The organism is Avrilella dinanensis, from assembly GCF_002807015.1.
Taxonomy (GTDB): Bacteria; Bacteroidota; Bacteroidia; order Flavobacteriales; family Flavobacteriaceae; genus Flavobacterium; species Flavobacterium dinanensis.
Genome location: NZ_NIPO01000001.1, coordinates 1,312,263 through 1,329,303 on the forward strand (window position 1 = coordinate 1,312,263; position 17,041 = coordinate 1,329,303).

The window sequence follows — 17,041 nt, forward strand, 5'->3', positions numbered from 1 at the left end:
TTAAGCAATATCAAAACCTTGTTTGTTCAGCACTTTACGAACAAACCATGCAAAAAACAGTAGATATACAAAGCAAATCAACGATACGAAATAAGAAGAATGAATACCGACAATATCGGCAAATTTACCCTGAATCGGCGGAATGATTCCACCACCCAGAATCATCATAACCAAAAATGCAGAACCTTGTGCGGTATATTTACCTAATCCCATCAATGCCAGATTAAAAATTGCCGGCCACATGATGCTACACGCCAGTCCGCCTGCCAGAAAAGCATAAATAGCGGTCATTCCGGTTGTATTTAGCCCGATGAGTAATGAAGTAATGCCAAATAAGCTGAATATTAACAAAGTACGTGCAGGTTTGTCTTTGCTGATATAAGCGGCACCAATCTGCAAAAGCACACAAATGATATAGTAATATAAATGTGAAATTTCATAACCGGCAATAGCGTTAACCACTAAAATCACGCCGAAAGCTACCAGCGGAATCACAAAAAGTAATATTTTTTTGAGTTTGTCGGAAAAATCAAAAGCACTCACAGCACCGGTCCATCTACCTATCATTAAACTTCCCCAATACATGGAAACATAAGGTGCGACTTCAGCGGCTGATAATCCTCCAAATTCATCAAGGCTGAGCAATTCTCCCAGATTGCTCCCGATGGCAACTTCCACGCCAACATACATAAATATCGCCAACATACCCAAAATCAGTTGCGGGTGTTGCATGGCTCCCCAACCGGTTGATTTTTTGCCGGCACTCCATAAAGAATATAGCAAACTGCCGATAATCACAATCATCGCCACCGACAACCAGGTTATTCGCTTATTCTCCAATGAAGATTTTGCGTCTTCCAATTTTTGTTCGACAAGATAATAATCGCTTGGTAATTGTTCTTTGTCGGAAGAAGCGATGACAGAGTCCCAGCGGGATAATTCTGTTTCCAATCGGGCGACTTCCCGGTTGTCGTCAGAGCGGTAGGTTTGAAAAACTACCGACATGCAACCGAGTAGCAAAACTGTCATAATAACTAATGTCCGGAAGGCTTTGCCGGCTTTTTCGATAGGTTCATCAGATTGACCCAACGGTAATTTTCTGGAAAAATGAAACAAAGCAGCAACACCAACAAAGAGTAATCCCACGCAGACATACAGCCAAATTACTTTATCCAGACTTAGTGCTGCAATTTGCTGATTTTGTGCAGCTGCAGTTCCAAACAATACATAACCAACAATCAATGGTCCAATGGTTGTGCCCAACGAATTGATTCCGCCTGCCAGATTCACACGGCTGGCTCCGGTTTTCGGGTCGCCCAAGAGAATCGCGAAAGGATTGGCTGCGGTTTGCTGTAATGAAAATCCTAATGCAACGATGAATAATCCGACGAGCATGCCGAGATATACATCGGCTTTGACAGCCAGTATCATTGCGACAGCTCCGAGAGCAGAAAATAGCAATCCGAAAATGATGCTTTTCTTATATCCCCAGCGGGTAACCAAATCTTTGCCTCGAATCATGCTTATGCCAAACAAAATCAAAGCTCCGGAATAATAAGCGGTGTAAAAAGCAAAGTCAATTAACTGGGACTGAAACTGGTCTAGATGAAAATATTCTTTACAAAAAGGAATAAAAATATTGTTTCCGGCTGCAATAAATCCCCAGAAAAAAAACACGAGAATCAATGTGTACAATGCCGGATAATTGGTCGGTTGTGCTGTTTTTGCCATAGTATTTGCTGAATAATAACTCCCAAAGATAAAAATTAAGCCATTATGGGATTGCATTCGGGCTAAAAAACTTATTTTTGTTCTTAAATTAAAGAAATTATTCCATGAAAAAAATCCTGTTGCTTGTTTTCGGATTAATGCTTGCGGTGTCGTGTGATGACGGAGATATGGTGTTTGAATCACTCAATTTTGATGATGTTACTATGCAGAAATGTGAGGATAAAGAGTTGTATTTCAAAGCGAAAGACAGAGAAATGTTGATTTTGAATCTCATCAGTCCGACAGGCGAACCACTTATCAATGATAATTTGCAGGTAGGAGAGGAGCTGGAGGTTTTGACCAACAACACCAATCAGATTATTTACCGTTTGTATGATAATAATATCAGTAATCAGAGTATGCTGTGTGATGATGTTCCGCCGGCTTTTCCGCAAGTGGTGGACGAATACGTGTCGGAAAACAATGGCTCGATATTGATTTCTAAACAATTGCAGGTCAGAAACGATGAAAATCAGCCGAAAAATTTTTCGGTAGCATATAATTTTTCGATTTTGTTTAGAAATATTGTGCTGAGCAGAGGCGACCAGCAGATTAAATATCCGGATTATACGTTTGGTACTTATCAAGCAGAGTCTTATACGTTGAATTTTAATCAGTTTGATCGTGATGAAATCAATTTTTGCGGTAACATGGAATTTTATATGGAAACCAGCGATAAAGTGATGCAATTAAAACTCAGTGAGTCGCTGCAACCGGCTGTAGGAGAGCAGAATTTTCAATTGTCTGACGGTCAGTATATAAAAATCAAAATTAATCAAGGGATTTTGAGTCAGATTGAAGGTTATCAGCCTTGCGATTTTGGTAATGATGCCTTGTTTTTCGATGTTTGGACAGCCAACGAAGGTAACGTGAAAGTAACGGCTCGCGAGGTGGATATTGCAGGGACTGTTCAGTTGGTGTACGATTTTGAAATCACTCAGGCAACATTTACGAACTATGACAGAACGATACAAATCAGCGAATTGCCGATTGGGTCGTACGTGGAATAATCTCAGAAGAAAATTTAATATTTCTTTATTACAGGTTTCGTAGGCATTGTGGTACTTTAGTCCGGAATAACATTAATTTAAGCAAAAGAATATGATAAAGATACTTTGGGTAGATGACGAAATTGAATATTTGAAACCGCATATATTGTTTCTGGAACAGAAAGGTTATCAGGTTGTTACGGCGACGAATGGTCAAGATGCGATTGACTTGTTTGGTCAGGAAAATTTTGATATTGTTTTTTTAGATGAAAATATGCCCGGAATCAGTGGGTTGGAAACTTTGTCGGAGTTGAAGGAACACAAGTCAACTATTCCGGTTATCATGATTACGAAAAGTGAGGAGGAATATATCATGGACGAAGCTATCGGGTCGAAAATTGCCGATTACCTCATCAAGCCGGTTAACCCAAATCAGATTTTGTTGAGCTTGAAGAAAAATCTGGACGTAAACCGGTTGGTTTCGCAAAAAACCACTTTAGATTACCAAAAAGAATTCAGGAATATTGCCTTGGAATTGATGCAGATTAATACGCACGAACAATGGGCGGAACTGTATAAAAAATTAGTTTTCTGGGAACTGGAGCTGGAAAATACGGCCGATTCCGGATTGATGCAGATATTGGAAGACCAAAAACAACAAGCCAATACCGAGTTTGGAAAATTCATTGAAAAAGAATACAAATACTGGATTAATAATCCGGAAGACGCACCGATTTTTTCTCATCAGATTTTTAGAAAATGGGTAATACCTGAACTCAAATCGGAAGAAAAAGTCCTGTTTGTCGTGATTGACAATTTGCGTTATGACCAATGGAAAACCTTTGAAAGTACGATTAACGAATATTACAAAATCGAAAAGGATAGTTACTACTATTCCATATTGCCGACCGCGACACAATATGCCCGAAATGCAATATTCTCAGGAATGACACCGCTCGAAATGGAAAAAAAACACCCGGAATATTGGAAAAACGATACCGATGATGGTGGAAAAAACCTCTTTGAATCACAGTTTTTGGAAGCTCAGATTCAGCGAATGAGATTGGATATCAAGAATAAATACATCAAAATTACCAACCTGCGTGACGGTATCAAAGTGGCGGAAAATTTTAAATCCTATAAAGATAATAAACTGATTGCTTTGGTGTATAATTTTGTGGATATGATTTCGCATGCCAAAACCGAAATGGAAGTGATTAAGGAGTTGGCTTCCAATGATAAAGCCTATCGTTCGTTGACGTTGAGCTGGTTCAAAAACTCGCCGCTTCTGGCAATTATTCAGGAAGCACGCAAAGAGGGTTTTAAACTGATTATTACGACCGATCACGGAACGATAAACTGTAAAAATCCGTCGAAGGTAATCGGCGACAGAAACACGAGCCTGAACTTGCGGTACAAAACCGGAAAATCATTGACTTATCAAAACAAAGATGTGTACGCGGTCAAAAACCCGAACGAGATTCAGTTGCCGTCTATCAACCTCAGCAGTTCATTTATTTTTGCTAAAAGTGATTACTTTTTGGCGTATCAGAATAATTACAATCACTATGTAAATTATTTCAGAAATACTTATCAACACGGAGGTATTTCGCTCGAAGAAATGATTATTCCGTTTGTGGTATTAAATCCCCGGTAAAATATGGAAATGGAGTTTTCTTTAGATGAAATTGATGAAATTGCAAAAAAAATATTATCTTTAAACAGACATAAAATCATCTTGTTTGAAGGAGAAATGGGGGCAGGCAAAACCACGCTGACGAAAGCTATGGCTAAGTGTCTGGGTGTGCAGAATATAACCAGTAGTCCCACTTTTTCGTTGGTCAATGAATATGAATGTGACGGTGGGTTGCTCTATCATTTTGATTTGTTCCGGCTGAAAGATTTGTCGGAAGCCTATGATATCGGTATTGAGGAATATCTGGATTCAGGAAACTATTGTTTTATCGAATGGCCGGAGAAAATTATGCCGATTTTGGAAGATTTTCATCAAATTCAATTGGATATCATTGATGCACAAACAAGAAGATTAAAATTTTTGTAATTATGGCTGTAAATACTCCTTTTTCACAAGAAGAGCTGATTCCGCAGGAAGAAAAACTGGATATTAAAAAACACCGCGACCAGCTTTTTATCGGTTTGCCCAAAGAAGATTTTAATGCGGAATACCGTATTTGCCTTACACCGGAAGCCGTAGCTATGCTCACAGCAAACGGTCATCGTGTGCTGATGGAATCTGATGCAGGAAAAATGGCAAGTTACACCGACAAAGAATACAGCGAAGCTGGGGCAGAAATCACGCACGATACCGAAAAAGTATTTGCCTGTCCGATTGTGATAAAGGTACAGTCACCAACGATTCAGGAGATTGAATGGATGAAACCGGGGAGCTATCTTTTCTCAGCCCTTCAATTCAAAACGCAAACGGCAGAATATTTCAAAACACTGTCTAAAAAGAAAATTACAGCTCTAAGCTACGAATGTGTTCAGGACGAAGAAGGCTCTTGCCCTTTTTTGAATGCGATGAGTGAGATTGCCGGGGTTGCGTCTATTCATATCGCTTCGGAATATATGAACAAATATAAGAAAGGAAAAGGTTTGTTGTTTGGGAATATTACCGGTGTGCTTCCTACCGAAGTGGTTATTATCGGAGCAGGAACGGTAGCAGAATATTCCGCAAGAACAGCTTTAGCTTTCGGAGCAAGCGTCAAAGTGTTTGATAATTCTATCCACCGGTTGAAAAGAATACAGAAATTGTTACCACAACCTATATCAACATCAACCATTCAGGAAAAAGTATTGAAAAAAGCGTTAAGACGGTGTGACGTGGTTATCGGAGCAATCAGAGGAATCAACCGCTCTCCGATTGTAATTACCGAAGACATGGTGCAAATTATGAAAGCCAATGCAGTAATTATCGACGTTTGCATCGACAACGGTGGTTGCGTGGAAACTTCTGAGCTAACCTCGCATCAAAAACCTGTGTTGAGAAAACATGGTGTTATCCACTACTGTGTTCCGAATATTTCGTCGAGATATTCTAAAACTTCTTCTCAGGCAATCAGCAATATATTATCGACATATTTGATGAATATCGGCGAATATGGAGGTATTGAAGATTATATCGGGCGGGTAAAAACAATCCGGTCCGGAATTTACCTCTACAAAGGCATTTTGGTTAGCCGTCAGGCAGGCGAATGGTGCGGACTCGACAATAAAGACATTAACCTGTTGCTACTCTGAAACAACTGCCTTATCTTTGCCGAAATTTAATTACAGATGAAATTTTCTCAGCGTTTAGCCTATTATCTTTTGGGGTTATTAATCGGAAGTACGATTGTGTTTTATTTTTGGGGAGCCAAAGACACGCAGTTTTGTTATCTGCCGAATTGCCGTGTGCTGAAAGACCTACGTTCCAAACCGCTTATTATGACTTCGGAAGCAAAAGACGCTATGGAAGTTTTCACGACAGCCCAACTGACTCAGTACCTCACTAACGGCGATGTAGATTTTTCACAGAGCAATGTGCCCGAAGACGGCGGAAAAAAATATGTGATTAACGCCAAAGACAGCCTCAATAACCCTTTGCAGATTGAAATGATTAATTACAGCGAAAGAGTTAAGTTGGTAAGTATTAAATATTTGGATAAATAAAATTCTAATTGTAGTGCAAATTATGAAGAAAATACTGATACTTTTTTTAGCATTTATTTTAAGTAATCAAAGTGTCTGTTCTCAGGAAACAGAGAGTGGCAAATTTCCTTCAGACTACGGTAAATATTCCTTTCCTCTTTGGTCAAAAATCACTTTAGAACTAAAAGAAATCGATGGCGATAAATATGAATACAGGATTTTGAGTTTTGAACCTTGCGAAGAATATTATTCATTTGATGAAAGTAAGAATTTATTTAGTGAAGAACCTCTGGAAAATACTGTTGAGATTTTTTTTGTCGGAGGTTATTATAATGAAGGAAAAGAAGATAAAGATTATGTAACATTACTAAATATCCGGAATAATTTAAAAAAACCAGTTACCTATAAAGCTGATATAAAATATTATTTCAATGATGAATTTGAAAATACGAGTATAGTCGGGGCGTTTCCCGGTGTAGATACTAAAGAAATTTGGCAACACAAAATTGATTATATTGCATTATACGATTTTGAAATTTTGAAATACGAGTAATAAAGCTGCTGAACTCAAATTCACGTTAAAATAATTCCGGTAAACACCAAAATCCAGTCGATTTTTTCACAAAAACATAACGAAAAAAAGATTAACTTTGTAGCTTACTAAACGCAACGTTAAACATCAGCAGTAATGATTCATTTCTTTGAAAATGCTTCTCAAAAAGTCTATGCAGTAGAAGCTCAACAAGATATCTTACCGGAAGATATTGCCAAATTGGAATGGCTTTTCGGGAATGCAAAAAAAGTACAAACAACGGTAATCAGCAGCAGGTTTGTAGGACCAAGAGCCGCAATGATTACACCATGGAGTACTAATGCAGTAGAAATTACCCAAAATATGGGTATTCACGGAATTATCCGAATTGAAGAATTTGAACCATACGGCACAGAAAACAGCGATATTGACCCGATGATTAATCAGGTTTATGAGCAGCTTAACCAGGATATATTTACCATAAATATTGAGCCGGAAGCCATTCAGGAGATTGACGATATAGCTCTGTACAATGTGAAGGAAGGCTTGTCTTTGAGCGACGAAGAGGTGGAATATCTCGAAAACCTTAGCCGAAAAATCGGACGAAAATTAACCGATTCTGAAGTGTTTGGTTTTTCACAGGTCAATTCAGAACATTGTCGTCATAAGATTTTCAACGGAACATTCGTTATTGACGGAGAAGAAATGCCAAGCTCGTTGTTTAAGCTGATAAAAAAAACATCTGAAACCAATCCGAATGAAATTGTTTCGGCATATTCAGATAATGTGGCATTTATTCAAGGACCTCAACTCGTTCAGTTTGCCCCGAAATCAGCGGACAAACCCGATTATTACTACGAAGATGACTTTGAGTCGGTAATATCCCTCAAAGCCGAAACCCATAATTTTCCGACCACGGTTGAACCATTCAGCGGAGCAGCGACTGGTTCGGGTGGAGAAATCAGAGACCGTCTGGCAGGAGGGCAAGGAGCATTACCATTGGCAGGAACAGCGGTGTACATGACTTCATACTCCCGATTGACTGATGACAGAAACTGGGAAAACGGCATGGAAGAACGAGAGTGGTTATATCAAACACCAATGGATATTCTGATCAAAGCATCTAACGGAGCTTCTGACTTTGGAAATAAATTCGGGCAACCTTTGATTGCCGGTTCTGTGTTTACGTTTGAACACGAAGAAAAAGATATCCGTGTGGGTTACGACAAAGTGATTATGCTTGCCGGAGGAGTTGGTTACGGAAAAAGAGACCAGGCACTGAAAAAAGCACCACATACAGGCGATCAGATTGTAATTTTGGGCGGAGAAAACTATCGAATCGGAATGGGCGGAGCGGCCGTTTCATCAGCAGATACTGGAGCTATGGGCAGCGGAATAGAGCTGAATGCCATTCAGCGTTCCAATCCCGAAATGCAAAAAAGGGTGGCTAATGCCGTTCGAGGTATGGTTGAATCCAAAGAAAATCCGATTGTGTCTATTCACGACCATGGTGCAGGCGGACATTTGAACTGTTTGTCTGAATTAGTGGAAGATACCGGCGGATTGATTGATTTGGATAAATTACCGGTAGGCGACCCGACTTTATCGGCAAAAGAAATTATCGGAAACGAGTCACAGGAAAGAATGGGCTTGGTAATCAGCCGGGATAATGTAAGTGTTTTGGAAAGAGTTGCCGAAAGAGAACGTGCACCGATGTATGTGGTCGGCGATGTAACTGATGACCATCGGTTTACTTTCAGTTCAAAAACCAAGGGAATTACCCCAATGGATTTTGACTTGGAAGATATGTTCGGCTCTTCGCCAAAAACAATTATGAATGATAAAACTGTTGATTATCAATATGAACCATTAACCTATGATATCAATCAGTTAGAAATATATTTGCGTAGTGTTTTACAGCTCGAAGCGGTGGCTTGTAAAGACTGGCTGACGAATAAAGTGGACAGATGCGTGGGTGGAAAAGTAGCCAAGCAACAATGTGCCGGAGCTTTACAACTGCCGTTGAACAACGTGGGCGTAATGGCATTAGATTACAAAGGAAAAGAAGGCGTAGCGACAACTATCGGTCATTCGCCGCTGACGGCTTTGGTTGACCCGGTTGCTGGTTCGAGAAATGCGATTGGAGAGGCTTTGTCTAATATGATTTTTGCTCCGGTTAAAAACGGACTTTCCGGTGTGTCGCTTTCGGCAAACTGGATGTGGGCTTGTAACAATCCTGGAGAAGATGCTCGGTTGTATCAGGCGGTAAAAGGCTGTTCTGATTTTGCTATCGAATTGGGAATCAATATTCCGACGGGGAAAGATTCCTTGTCAATGAAGCAGAAATACCCGGACGGGAAAAATGTTTTATCGCCGGGAACAGTGATTATTTCCGCAGCAGGAAACTGTACAGATATCAAAAAAGTAGTAGAACCGGTTTTGAAAAAAACAGCCGGATCGATTTACTATATCAATTTGTCGAAAGATGATTTTAAACTGGGAGGTTCTTCATTTGCTCAGATTTTGAATAAAATAGGCGATGAGGTACCAACAATTATTGATGCGGCTTATTTCAAAAAAGCATTTAATGTGATTCAGCAGTTAATTCTGGAAGACGAAATTGCGGCAGGACACGACATCGGTTCGGGCGGATTGATTACGACTTTGCTCGAAATGTGTTTTTCAGGATACAATTTAGATGCGGATATTGATTTGACACCGCTTGGTGAAAGAGATATTATGAAAGCATTGTTCAATGAAAATATCGCGGTAGTTTTACAAGCGAATAATGATGAATCATTTGAACGGAAATTAGCTGAAAATCAGGTGGATTTTGTTAAAATTGGTGTACCGTCCGAAGGGCAGGAATTCAAAATCAATCATTTTGATGAAAAATACGAATTCAGCGTAAGTGCTTTGCGTGATGTTTGGTACAAAACGTCTTACCTGCTCGACCAGAAACAGTCGAAGAACGGCATGGCAGACGAACGTTACAGCAATTACAAATATCAACCGTTGAACTTTACTTTTCCGGAGCATTTTACCGGAAAATTACCGGAAAACAATATAGTAACAGCCAGACCCAAAGCGGCGATTATTCGCGAAAAAGGTTCCAACTCTGAAAGAGAAATGGCTCATGCGATGTATCTGGCAGGGTTTGATGTGAAAGATGTACACATGACTGATTTGATTTCGGGCAGAGAAACGCTGGAAGACATTCAGTTTATCGGAGCTGTCGGCGGATTTTCCAATTCAGATGTATTAGGTTCGGCAAAAGGTTGGGCAGGAGCGTTTATGTATAACGAAAAAGCGAAAAACGCTTTGAAGAATTTCTTTGACAGACCAAATACTTTGTCCGTTGGAATCTGTAACGGCTGCCAGTTGTTTATGGAGTTGGATTTGATTAATCCGGAACACGATGTACATGGCAAAATGACTTATAACGTATCGCAAAAACACGAATCTAATTTTATTTCTGTGAAAATAGAAGGGAATAACTCTGTGATGTTATCTACTTTGGCAGGAACTACATTGGGTGTTTGGATTTCACACGGCGAAGGAAAATTCAGCTTGCCGAGAGAAGAAAAAGAATATAATATCGTGGCAAAATATGCTTATGACAGCTATCCGGGTAACCCGAACGGTTCAGATTATAACGTAGCCATGATGTGCGATAAAACAGGGCGACATTTGGTAACCATGCCACATATCGAACGCTCGATATTCCAGTGGAACTGGGCAAATTATCCAGATAGAAATGATGAGGTAAGCCCATGGTTGGAGGCATTTGTGAACGCAAGAAAGTGGATAGAGAAAAATAGTTAAACATGAGAAAAATAGTTTTTACCTTAATGGTTGTAGCCGGATTAGGGCTGACCGAAACACAGGCACAGCAGAGCGGACAAGGAATGTCCAAAAATGCTATCGGAATGAAATTTACTACCAGCAGGATTGCCGGTGGGGAAATCACTTATCAGAGAGCTTTGAGTAGCGAAAACCGTTTGGAGTTGAATTTGGGCTTTGCGAACTCTCGTCATTTTAGTGCAGTGAAAATCACAGGATTATATGAATGGGTTTTTCCAATTCAGCATGGATTTCATTGGTATGTAGGTGCTGGTGGTAGCCTGGGGTCGTGGAGTTATAAAAACGGTTCGCACAAAGACGACGGGGCTATCGTGGCATTGTCAGGAATTGGAGGTATCGAGTATCATCTGAAACCGGCTCCTTTCCAGTTCTTTCTGGATTTGAAGCCGAATATTTATATCACGGAATACCACGATTACAACAACATTAATCTGGAATTAGGTATCGGTGCCAGATATAAGTTTTAATTGACGTAAAACGAAGTGTAAATCCTCGGTTTGTATAACCGGGGATTTTTTATTTGGGTGCTTGATGCCTGGAGAAATCTGCAAGGTTTTGTTTCGGGTTTCTTTTGTTTAAAGTTTAAAGTTCAACTTTGTCGTACCGCGTTAGGTCAAAAATCATCTCAATATTTTTTGTATCTTTGTGAGTATAAACAAACACATAAAGCTATGACGACAATCACTGTAGATAAACGAACAAAAGCCGGAAAATTGCTTTTAGAAATGGCGAAGTTGCTTGCTGAAAAAAACAAAGATGTTATTATCACGGAAAATGAAAAATCACGTTACAACAAAGAAACAGAAAAGGCAATTAAAGAAGCTAAATCAGGTATTGGATTAATAGAGGCAGAGAGTGTAGATGAATTATTTGAAAAACTCAAAAGTTGATGTACAAAGTTGTTGCTACGAATAGGTTTAAAAAAAGACTTTAAAAAATCTTTAAAGAGAGGATTGAAAGAAGATTTGTTAAAGGAAGTGGTTCTTCTTCTCGGAAATAAAGGTAAACTCCCCAGTAAATATAAACCACATAAACTTTCAGGGAACTATGTGGGAACTTGGGAATGCCATATCCAGCCAGATTGGTTGCTTATTTGGGAACAAAATGAAGAAATAAAATTGATTTCGCTTATCAGAACAGGAACACACTCGGACTTGTTTTAAAAACCTTGTTGCAGTTTTGTGACGAGAGTTTTTTGTTTCAGGTTTGAACTGTAAACTTACAACTACAAAAAAAGGACACAGAGATTTATTGTGTCCTTTGTGCCTTTATGGTTATTTTTCTATTCGCTTGCTGAAACCCGAAAAGTTTCAATAGCCTCGCTGATGATATTCCAGTCGTAGAATTGAAAAACCCTTCCGTTACTCATTGCTACAAAAATTCCGTTTTCAAAACCTTTGCCAAGGTTGACGTTAACCGCATCTGCACCGTCACATTCGATAGTCGAAACCGGAATCCGGGCAATCAATTTATGTTCATGCGGGTTGGCACTTTCGCCTTCTCTTTTATACACCAAAAAGTTATTCGCCTGCTGGTCAGATACCAAAATGTAACCGGTTTTTGCATCTTTCTTGTATAAAGCAATACCTTCGTGGTCGCGTTTCGCATCGTTTTGAGCAAAGAAAGTTAGTTCTGTATTCCCTTTGTCCGGGTCGGCATAATATTTCCGCACACCGGCTGTTTCGTCAGAATAGTAAACATAGCCCAGCTCGTTATCGACCGCAATAGCTTCAATTTCCTTTTTGCCGGAATATTTCCCGAATTTTCTTACCAGTTTTCCGGTTATGTAGCCATCTTTTTCCATTAGTTCATATTGGAAAAGATATTCTTCGGAATTTCCGTCTTTTCGCCCTACGATAATATAGGTTTTTCCGTTAGCCGGATTCTGATAAGTGGCAATACCCATCGGAGCTCGTAGTTCTTCGCCCTCAAAAACGTCCAGACCTCCGTTGTCTATCGGATTCAAATCAGGCAGACTGAAAATTCGTACTTTATTGGTCATGCGTTCAGTCACGACGGCAATGTCGGTGGCAGTTCCGTTGAGAAGGAAACCATAGGTTACGTCCACATTGTTGGGTCTGTCCATCGGATAAACCTTATTAACAATTTCTCCCTGAAGATTATACGCATAAAGTCCACCGGTTTTTTCCTCTTTGTCTGTGCCTAAAATCAAAGATTTTTCAGGCTGAACCGGATTTACCCAGATAGCCGGGTCATCAGTGTCATTTGGCGTTTGCTCAGTTGTAACGGTTGGCTGAACAGCATTTTCGGCTACAGGAGCCAGTTTGTCTCCACACCCGATAAGGAGTAGGGAAGTGCTTATTATAAAAAATGATTTTTTCATTATTTGGTAATTTCTGATTGGTAACTTACTTCAAAATCGTTTTTGCCGGATTTGATAACATATACTTTCAGTTTATCCGCTGTAACGGCAAATGCCATAAACCCAGGAACAGCTTCGGCATACAACGTACCTTCGGTAAATCCGGTTTCGCGGAGCTCACTTCCCGCACCCGACAAAAACTGTGTGAAAGTATCGTTTTTCTTTTTGATGATTTGCAAATCGTGCTCATGCCCGCAAATGTAAGCGTCCACCTGATGCTGGTTAAATATCGGTTGGAAAATATCTCTTATCTGAACGGTTTCTTCGCTGGTTTTGCGTTTACCACCCGAATACAAAGGGTGGTGTCCAACGACTACTTTCCAAACAATTTTCGGGTCGTTGTTTTGCAGTTTTTCATTCAGCCATTTCAGTTGTTTTTCGGTATCTTGTTCAGCGATTTCTACATATTTTTCCGGTTCGTTGTGGTATTTTTTTACAAAAGGATTGGTGTCGATAACCAACAACTGAAGGTATTGGTTATTGTCGATTTCAATCATTTTTTCAAAATAATGGTTAGGCATTTCCCACCTTCTGGACACTTTGGTGTAATCAATCTGGGCTTGTGCAATGCCTTCATAATCGTGATTGCCCAAAGCAACGTACCAGGGCTCGTGCAGCAAATGATGGGTGTAAATACTTTCATAGGAAGAAATCCATTGGTAATCCTGTGTGCTTTGTACCCCGTTCGGATAAAAATTATCGCCAACGGAAACAGTAAAAGTCAAATCGAGAATTTCGGCTACTGAACCCATATCTCTGGCAACTTCTTTCTGGGTAAAATGCCCGTGTCGCCCGAAATCGCCAATCGCCAGAAAAGACAAGCCGTCCTCGACAGCCTCAATGTCTTTGGTATCTGTGATGACATGATTAAGGTTTGAGTCAGGGCGTTCCTGACTCAAACCATTGAAATATGAAAAAAGTATTAAAAAAAGTATGCTTAAAAATCTACTGTGTCTGTTCATTATAAATCAAATTTTAATCCTAAAACATATCGTGGTTGGTAATATTCCAATTGTTTCATGCGGTTGGAAGCTCCCTGATAATATCTCAACGGCTGGTTGGTCAGGTTGTTGGCTTCAGCGAAAATCCTGAACTGTGGAGTGATTTTGTAAGCGGCATTAAAATCAAGGAAAAATTGTTTGTCGTAATAAGCATCTTCAAATTCGTTTCCACCGATTTCGTCCAGATAATCTGATGTGAAATTGGCTGATATCCTCGCTGAGAATTTGTCATTTTCCCAAGATAATGAGCCGTTTAACATATGCGGAGCAGTTCTCGGTAAACCTAAGTCGTCACGCACGTCGCCGTCTTCGTTGGTAATTCCTTTTGCTTTAGAATCTGTGAACGTATAGTTAGCGAATAGGCTGAAATTGCTTAGGAATCCCGGTAAGAAATCTAGTTTTTTCTGAATAGCTACTTCAAATCCGAATACATCTACACTTTCTCCGTTACGTGCCTGCGTAAATTCCCAACGTTCGCCGGCAGGAATTGGGTTGCTGATACCTGAGAAATTATCTGAAAAATCCTGATTGGTAAATTGTCCGTTGCGGTAGGTATAGATGAAATTATTCAGTTTTTTGTAGAAAACACCGGCAGAAACAATTCCTATGTTTTCAAAATAATTTTCAATCATCAAATCGAAGTTTGTCGCATAAGTCGGTTTTAGGTTTGGATTACCCGCTTCGATTTCGGCATCTTCCACAGTAGCACTCACGAAAGGAGCCAGTTGGTAATAGTTTGGTCTTGCTAATCCGGTAGTGATTGCCCCGCGAAGAATAAAATCTTTGGTAAAATTATGTTTAACGGTAACGCCCGGCAAAATATTGGTGTAGCTGTTGGAATTTTCTAATTTTCCGGCAAGTTCTTCTTCTTCCAGAACGTAATTTCCGGTATATTCAATAGAAGTATTTTCTATCCTTGCACCTATGATTACTGAGGTTTTATCTGTAATATCCTGGTCCCAGCGAATATATCCGGCAACGATATTTTCTTTAGCTTCATAGTTTAAAGCCAGATATTCTGAAGGTTCGTCGATTTCGTCAAACAACGCGGGGTTTTTCAAATCGAGGTTGCCCAAATAACTTTCCTGGGCAAAATAGCCGGGAGCGTATTTACTTCCGGGGTTGAAACCGTTTCCGGAGAAAAATTGATTCGGAACTTCATTCAGGTTGCCGATTCCGTCGATGCTTTCGTAAGAGAAAAAGTTGTTTTCTCTGTTTTTGTCTTTTATTCTTAATCTTCCACCAAAACGAAGTCGTCCTTTTTGCCCTTCAATGACAGAAAGCGGTGTTCTGAAGTTCAATTTAAAACCTAATTCACTTTCTTCGGTGTAATTATAATTTTCAGTGATTTTTCGCAACTCGAAATCAGCCGGATTTTCTCCATTTACAGCAGAAACCAATGGTAGGTTAGGGTTGCTGAGGTCTTGCATCATCAACACATCTTTTTGCTGGAAATCAATATATCGCTCATTCGGACGTTCTTCGCTGGCTTTAGAGTAAGACAATGCCCAGTCCATATCCAGTTTGGAAGAAATCAAATGCTGTCCTTTGAGGGAAGTGTTGAAAACTCTTTGGTCTTCCAGACGAGCGTTTTTGTTGCGATTATTGTCAATACCACCTTTGGTTTCTCTGCGGATACTTCCCATATAAGTACCGTCGTCTTGCAATTCAATATCTCTGTATCGCGTTCTGAAACGGTTTTCACGGTCGTCACGCCAGTTGTACATAATGTTGAAATCCAAACGGTTGTTGTCGTCGATGATATAATCTGAACCTAAGGAAACACTTCTTCGTATCCTTTGTACATCATATTTACGAATGTCCATTTCGCTTAAATAAGTATTTTCATTATCATCTTTATCCCAAACAGCCTCGATGTTATCTGAGCCGAAATTCTGTGTCTGGTAAGTTCCCGATGCCACGATGCCTAAGCGGTCGTCCAGAAATCTGTTTCCGTAAATGAAACTTCCGTTGTAAATTCCTTTGTCACGAATTGGTGCAAAACCACCTGACAATGAAGCAGAAAGTCTTTCTCTGCCCGGTACAGCACGGGTAATCAGGTTTACCGAACCACCGATAGCGTCAGCGTCCATATCCGGAGTAAGCGTTTTATTCACTTCGATGGTCGAAATCATATCAGACGGAATCAAATCCATTTGTACATTTCTGTTATCGCCTTCAGCAGACGGAATACGGTCGCCGTTCAATGTTACAGAGTTTAATTCAGGTGATAGTCCGCGAATGATGATATTACGAGCCTCACCCTGGTCATTCTGCATAGTAATTCCAGGAACACGTTTCAACGCATCACCCACATTGGTGTCCGGAAACCGTCCGACCTGGTCTGATGAAATGATGTTCGTGATGTTGCTGTTGTTTTTTTGTTGATTCAAAGCTTTTGCCTGACCGCGAAGGAAATCTCCGACAATAACGAGTTCCTCCAGTGTGTTATCGCCAATAAGCATTTGGAAATTCAATCGGGCAGTTTTTCCTGATTCGACAACTATTTCGCCAAATTCAGTTGTATAACCTATATATTCCACATATACGGTGTATGTCCCTTCCGGAACGTCCAAAAATTGATATCCGCCATTCTGGTCAGAAACGGTGTAGCGGTTGCTGTCTTCGATATACAAAGAAGCTCCGGGTAAGGCAAAACCGTCATAAGCGTCGGTAACTTCACCGGAAATAACACCACTTTGTGCCCAAGTAAAGGAAGTAATGCCTAAGGTAATAAGTGTAAAAATTCTTTTCATTGTCTAATTAAAATTGTAATTTTTATCTGGCACAAAACTATTGGAGATAATTAATCTTGTGGTTAATCAAATATTACTAAACGGTTATTGGTGTG

14 protein-coding genes are annotated in these 17,041 nt (G+C 39.9%); 10 read left to right on the forward strand and 4 right to left on the reverse strand.

Annotated features, from left to right (window positions below; translation table 11 throughout):
• On the reverse strand, window positions 1-1,731 hold the full coding sequence (locus CDL10_RS06255; protein WP_100677732.1) for an MFS transporter: 1,731 nt from the start codon (window positions 1,729-1,731) through the stop codon (window positions 1-3).
• Window positions 1,732-1,835: 104 nt separating this feature from the next.
• On the opposite strand from CDL10_RS06255, the gene CDL10_RS06260 reads away from it, so the two are divergent.
• From CDL10_RS06260 to CDL10_RS06305, 10 genes are all read left to right on the forward strand, one after another.
• Complete coding sequence (locus tag CDL10_RS06260; protein WP_100677733.1) at window positions 1,836-2,780, forward strand: hypothetical protein; 945 nt, start codon at window positions 1,836-1,838, stop codon at window positions 2,778-2,780.
• A gap of 91 nt (window positions 2,781-2,871) precedes the next feature.
• Window positions 2,872-4,416, forward strand: coding sequence for a T9SS response regulator signal transducer PorX (gene porX / locus CDL10_RS06265; protein ID WP_100677734.1), 1,545 nt, complete (start codon window positions 2,872-2,874; stop codon window positions 4,414-4,416).
• Between the two features lie 3 nt (window positions 4,417-4,419).
• Window positions 4,420-4,821: a tRNA (adenosine(37)-N6)-threonylcarbamoyltransferase complex ATPase subunit type 1 TsaE gene (gene tsaE / locus CDL10_RS06270; protein WP_100677735.1), complete on the forward strand. Its 402-nt coding sequence runs from the start codon at window positions 4,420-4,422 to the stop codon at window positions 4,819-4,821.
• A 2-nt stretch (window positions 4,822-4,823) separates the two neighbouring features.
• Window positions 4,824-6,020: an alanine dehydrogenase gene (locus CDL10_RS06275; RefSeq protein ID WP_100677736.1), complete on the forward strand. Its 1,197-nt coding sequence runs from the start codon at window positions 4,824-4,826 to the stop codon at window positions 6,018-6,020.
• A 36-nt stretch (window positions 6,021-6,056) separates the two neighbouring features.
• A complete protein-coding gene (locus CDL10_RS06280) occupies window positions 6,057-6,431 on the forward strand; it encodes a hypothetical protein (RefSeq protein WP_100677737.1) in 375 nt (124 codons plus the stop codon).
• Window positions 6,432-6,453: 22 nt separating this feature from the next.
• Entirely contained in the window at window positions 6,454-6,963 is a 510-nt protein-coding gene (locus CDL10_RS06285; protein ID WP_100677738.1) for a hypothetical protein, read from the forward strand.
• Between the two features lie 135 nt (window positions 6,964-7,098).
• Window positions 7,099-10,767 carry a phosphoribosylformylglycinamidine synthase gene (gene purL, locus CDL10_RS06290; RefSeq protein WP_100677739.1) on the forward strand — a complete coding sequence of 1,223 codons (3,669 nt, stop codon included), beginning with the start codon at window positions 7,099-7,101 and terminating at the stop codon, window positions 10,765-10,767.
• Between the two features lie 2 nt (window positions 10,768-10,769).
• The gene (locus tag CDL10_RS06295) at window positions 10,770-11,273 is read left to right on the forward strand and encodes a hypothetical protein (protein ID WP_133119464.1); all 504 of its coding nucleotides are present in this window, start codon (window positions 10,770-10,772) and stop codon (window positions 11,271-11,273) included.
• Between the two features lie 204 nt (window positions 11,274-11,477).
• The gene (locus CDL10_RS06300; RefSeq protein ID WP_100677741.1) at window positions 11,478-11,696 is read left to right on the forward strand and encodes a hypothetical protein; all 219 of its coding nucleotides are present in this window, start codon (window positions 11,478-11,480) and stop codon (window positions 11,694-11,696) included.
• 63 nt (window positions 11,697-11,759) lie between these two features.
• Window positions 11,760-11,969, forward strand: coding sequence for a type II toxin-antitoxin system YafQ family toxin (locus CDL10_RS06305; protein ID WP_243389301.1), 210 nt, complete (start codon window positions 11,760-11,762; stop codon window positions 11,967-11,969).
• A 119-nt stretch (window positions 11,970-12,088) separates the two neighbouring features.
• Here the strand turns inward: CDL10_RS06305 and CDL10_RS06310 are convergent, their stop codons facing one another.
• The 3 genes from CDL10_RS06310 to CDL10_RS06320 are packed head-to-tail and all read right to left on the reverse strand — an operon-like array spanning window position 12,089 to window position 16,946.
• Window positions 12,089-13,150 carry a phytase gene (locus tag CDL10_RS06310; RefSeq protein WP_100677743.1) on the reverse strand — a complete coding sequence of 354 codons (1,062 nt, stop codon included), beginning with the start codon at window positions 13,148-13,150 and terminating at the stop codon, window positions 12,089-12,091.
• Window positions 13,150-14,151 (reverse strand): metallophosphoesterase, encoded by a 1,002-nt coding sequence (locus CDL10_RS06315; RefSeq protein ID WP_100677744.1) that lies wholly within the window; start codon window positions 14,149-14,151, stop codon window positions 13,150-13,152. The genes CDL10_RS06310 and CDL10_RS06315 overlap by 1 nt, the downstream gene beginning before the upstream one ends.
• A complete protein-coding gene (locus CDL10_RS06320; RefSeq protein ID WP_100677745.1) occupies window positions 14,151-16,946 on the reverse strand; it encodes a TonB-dependent receptor in 2,796 nt (931 codons plus the stop codon). The genes CDL10_RS06315 and CDL10_RS06320 overlap by 1 nt, the downstream gene beginning before the upstream one ends.
• Window positions 16,947-17,041 lie beyond the last annotated feature (95 nt).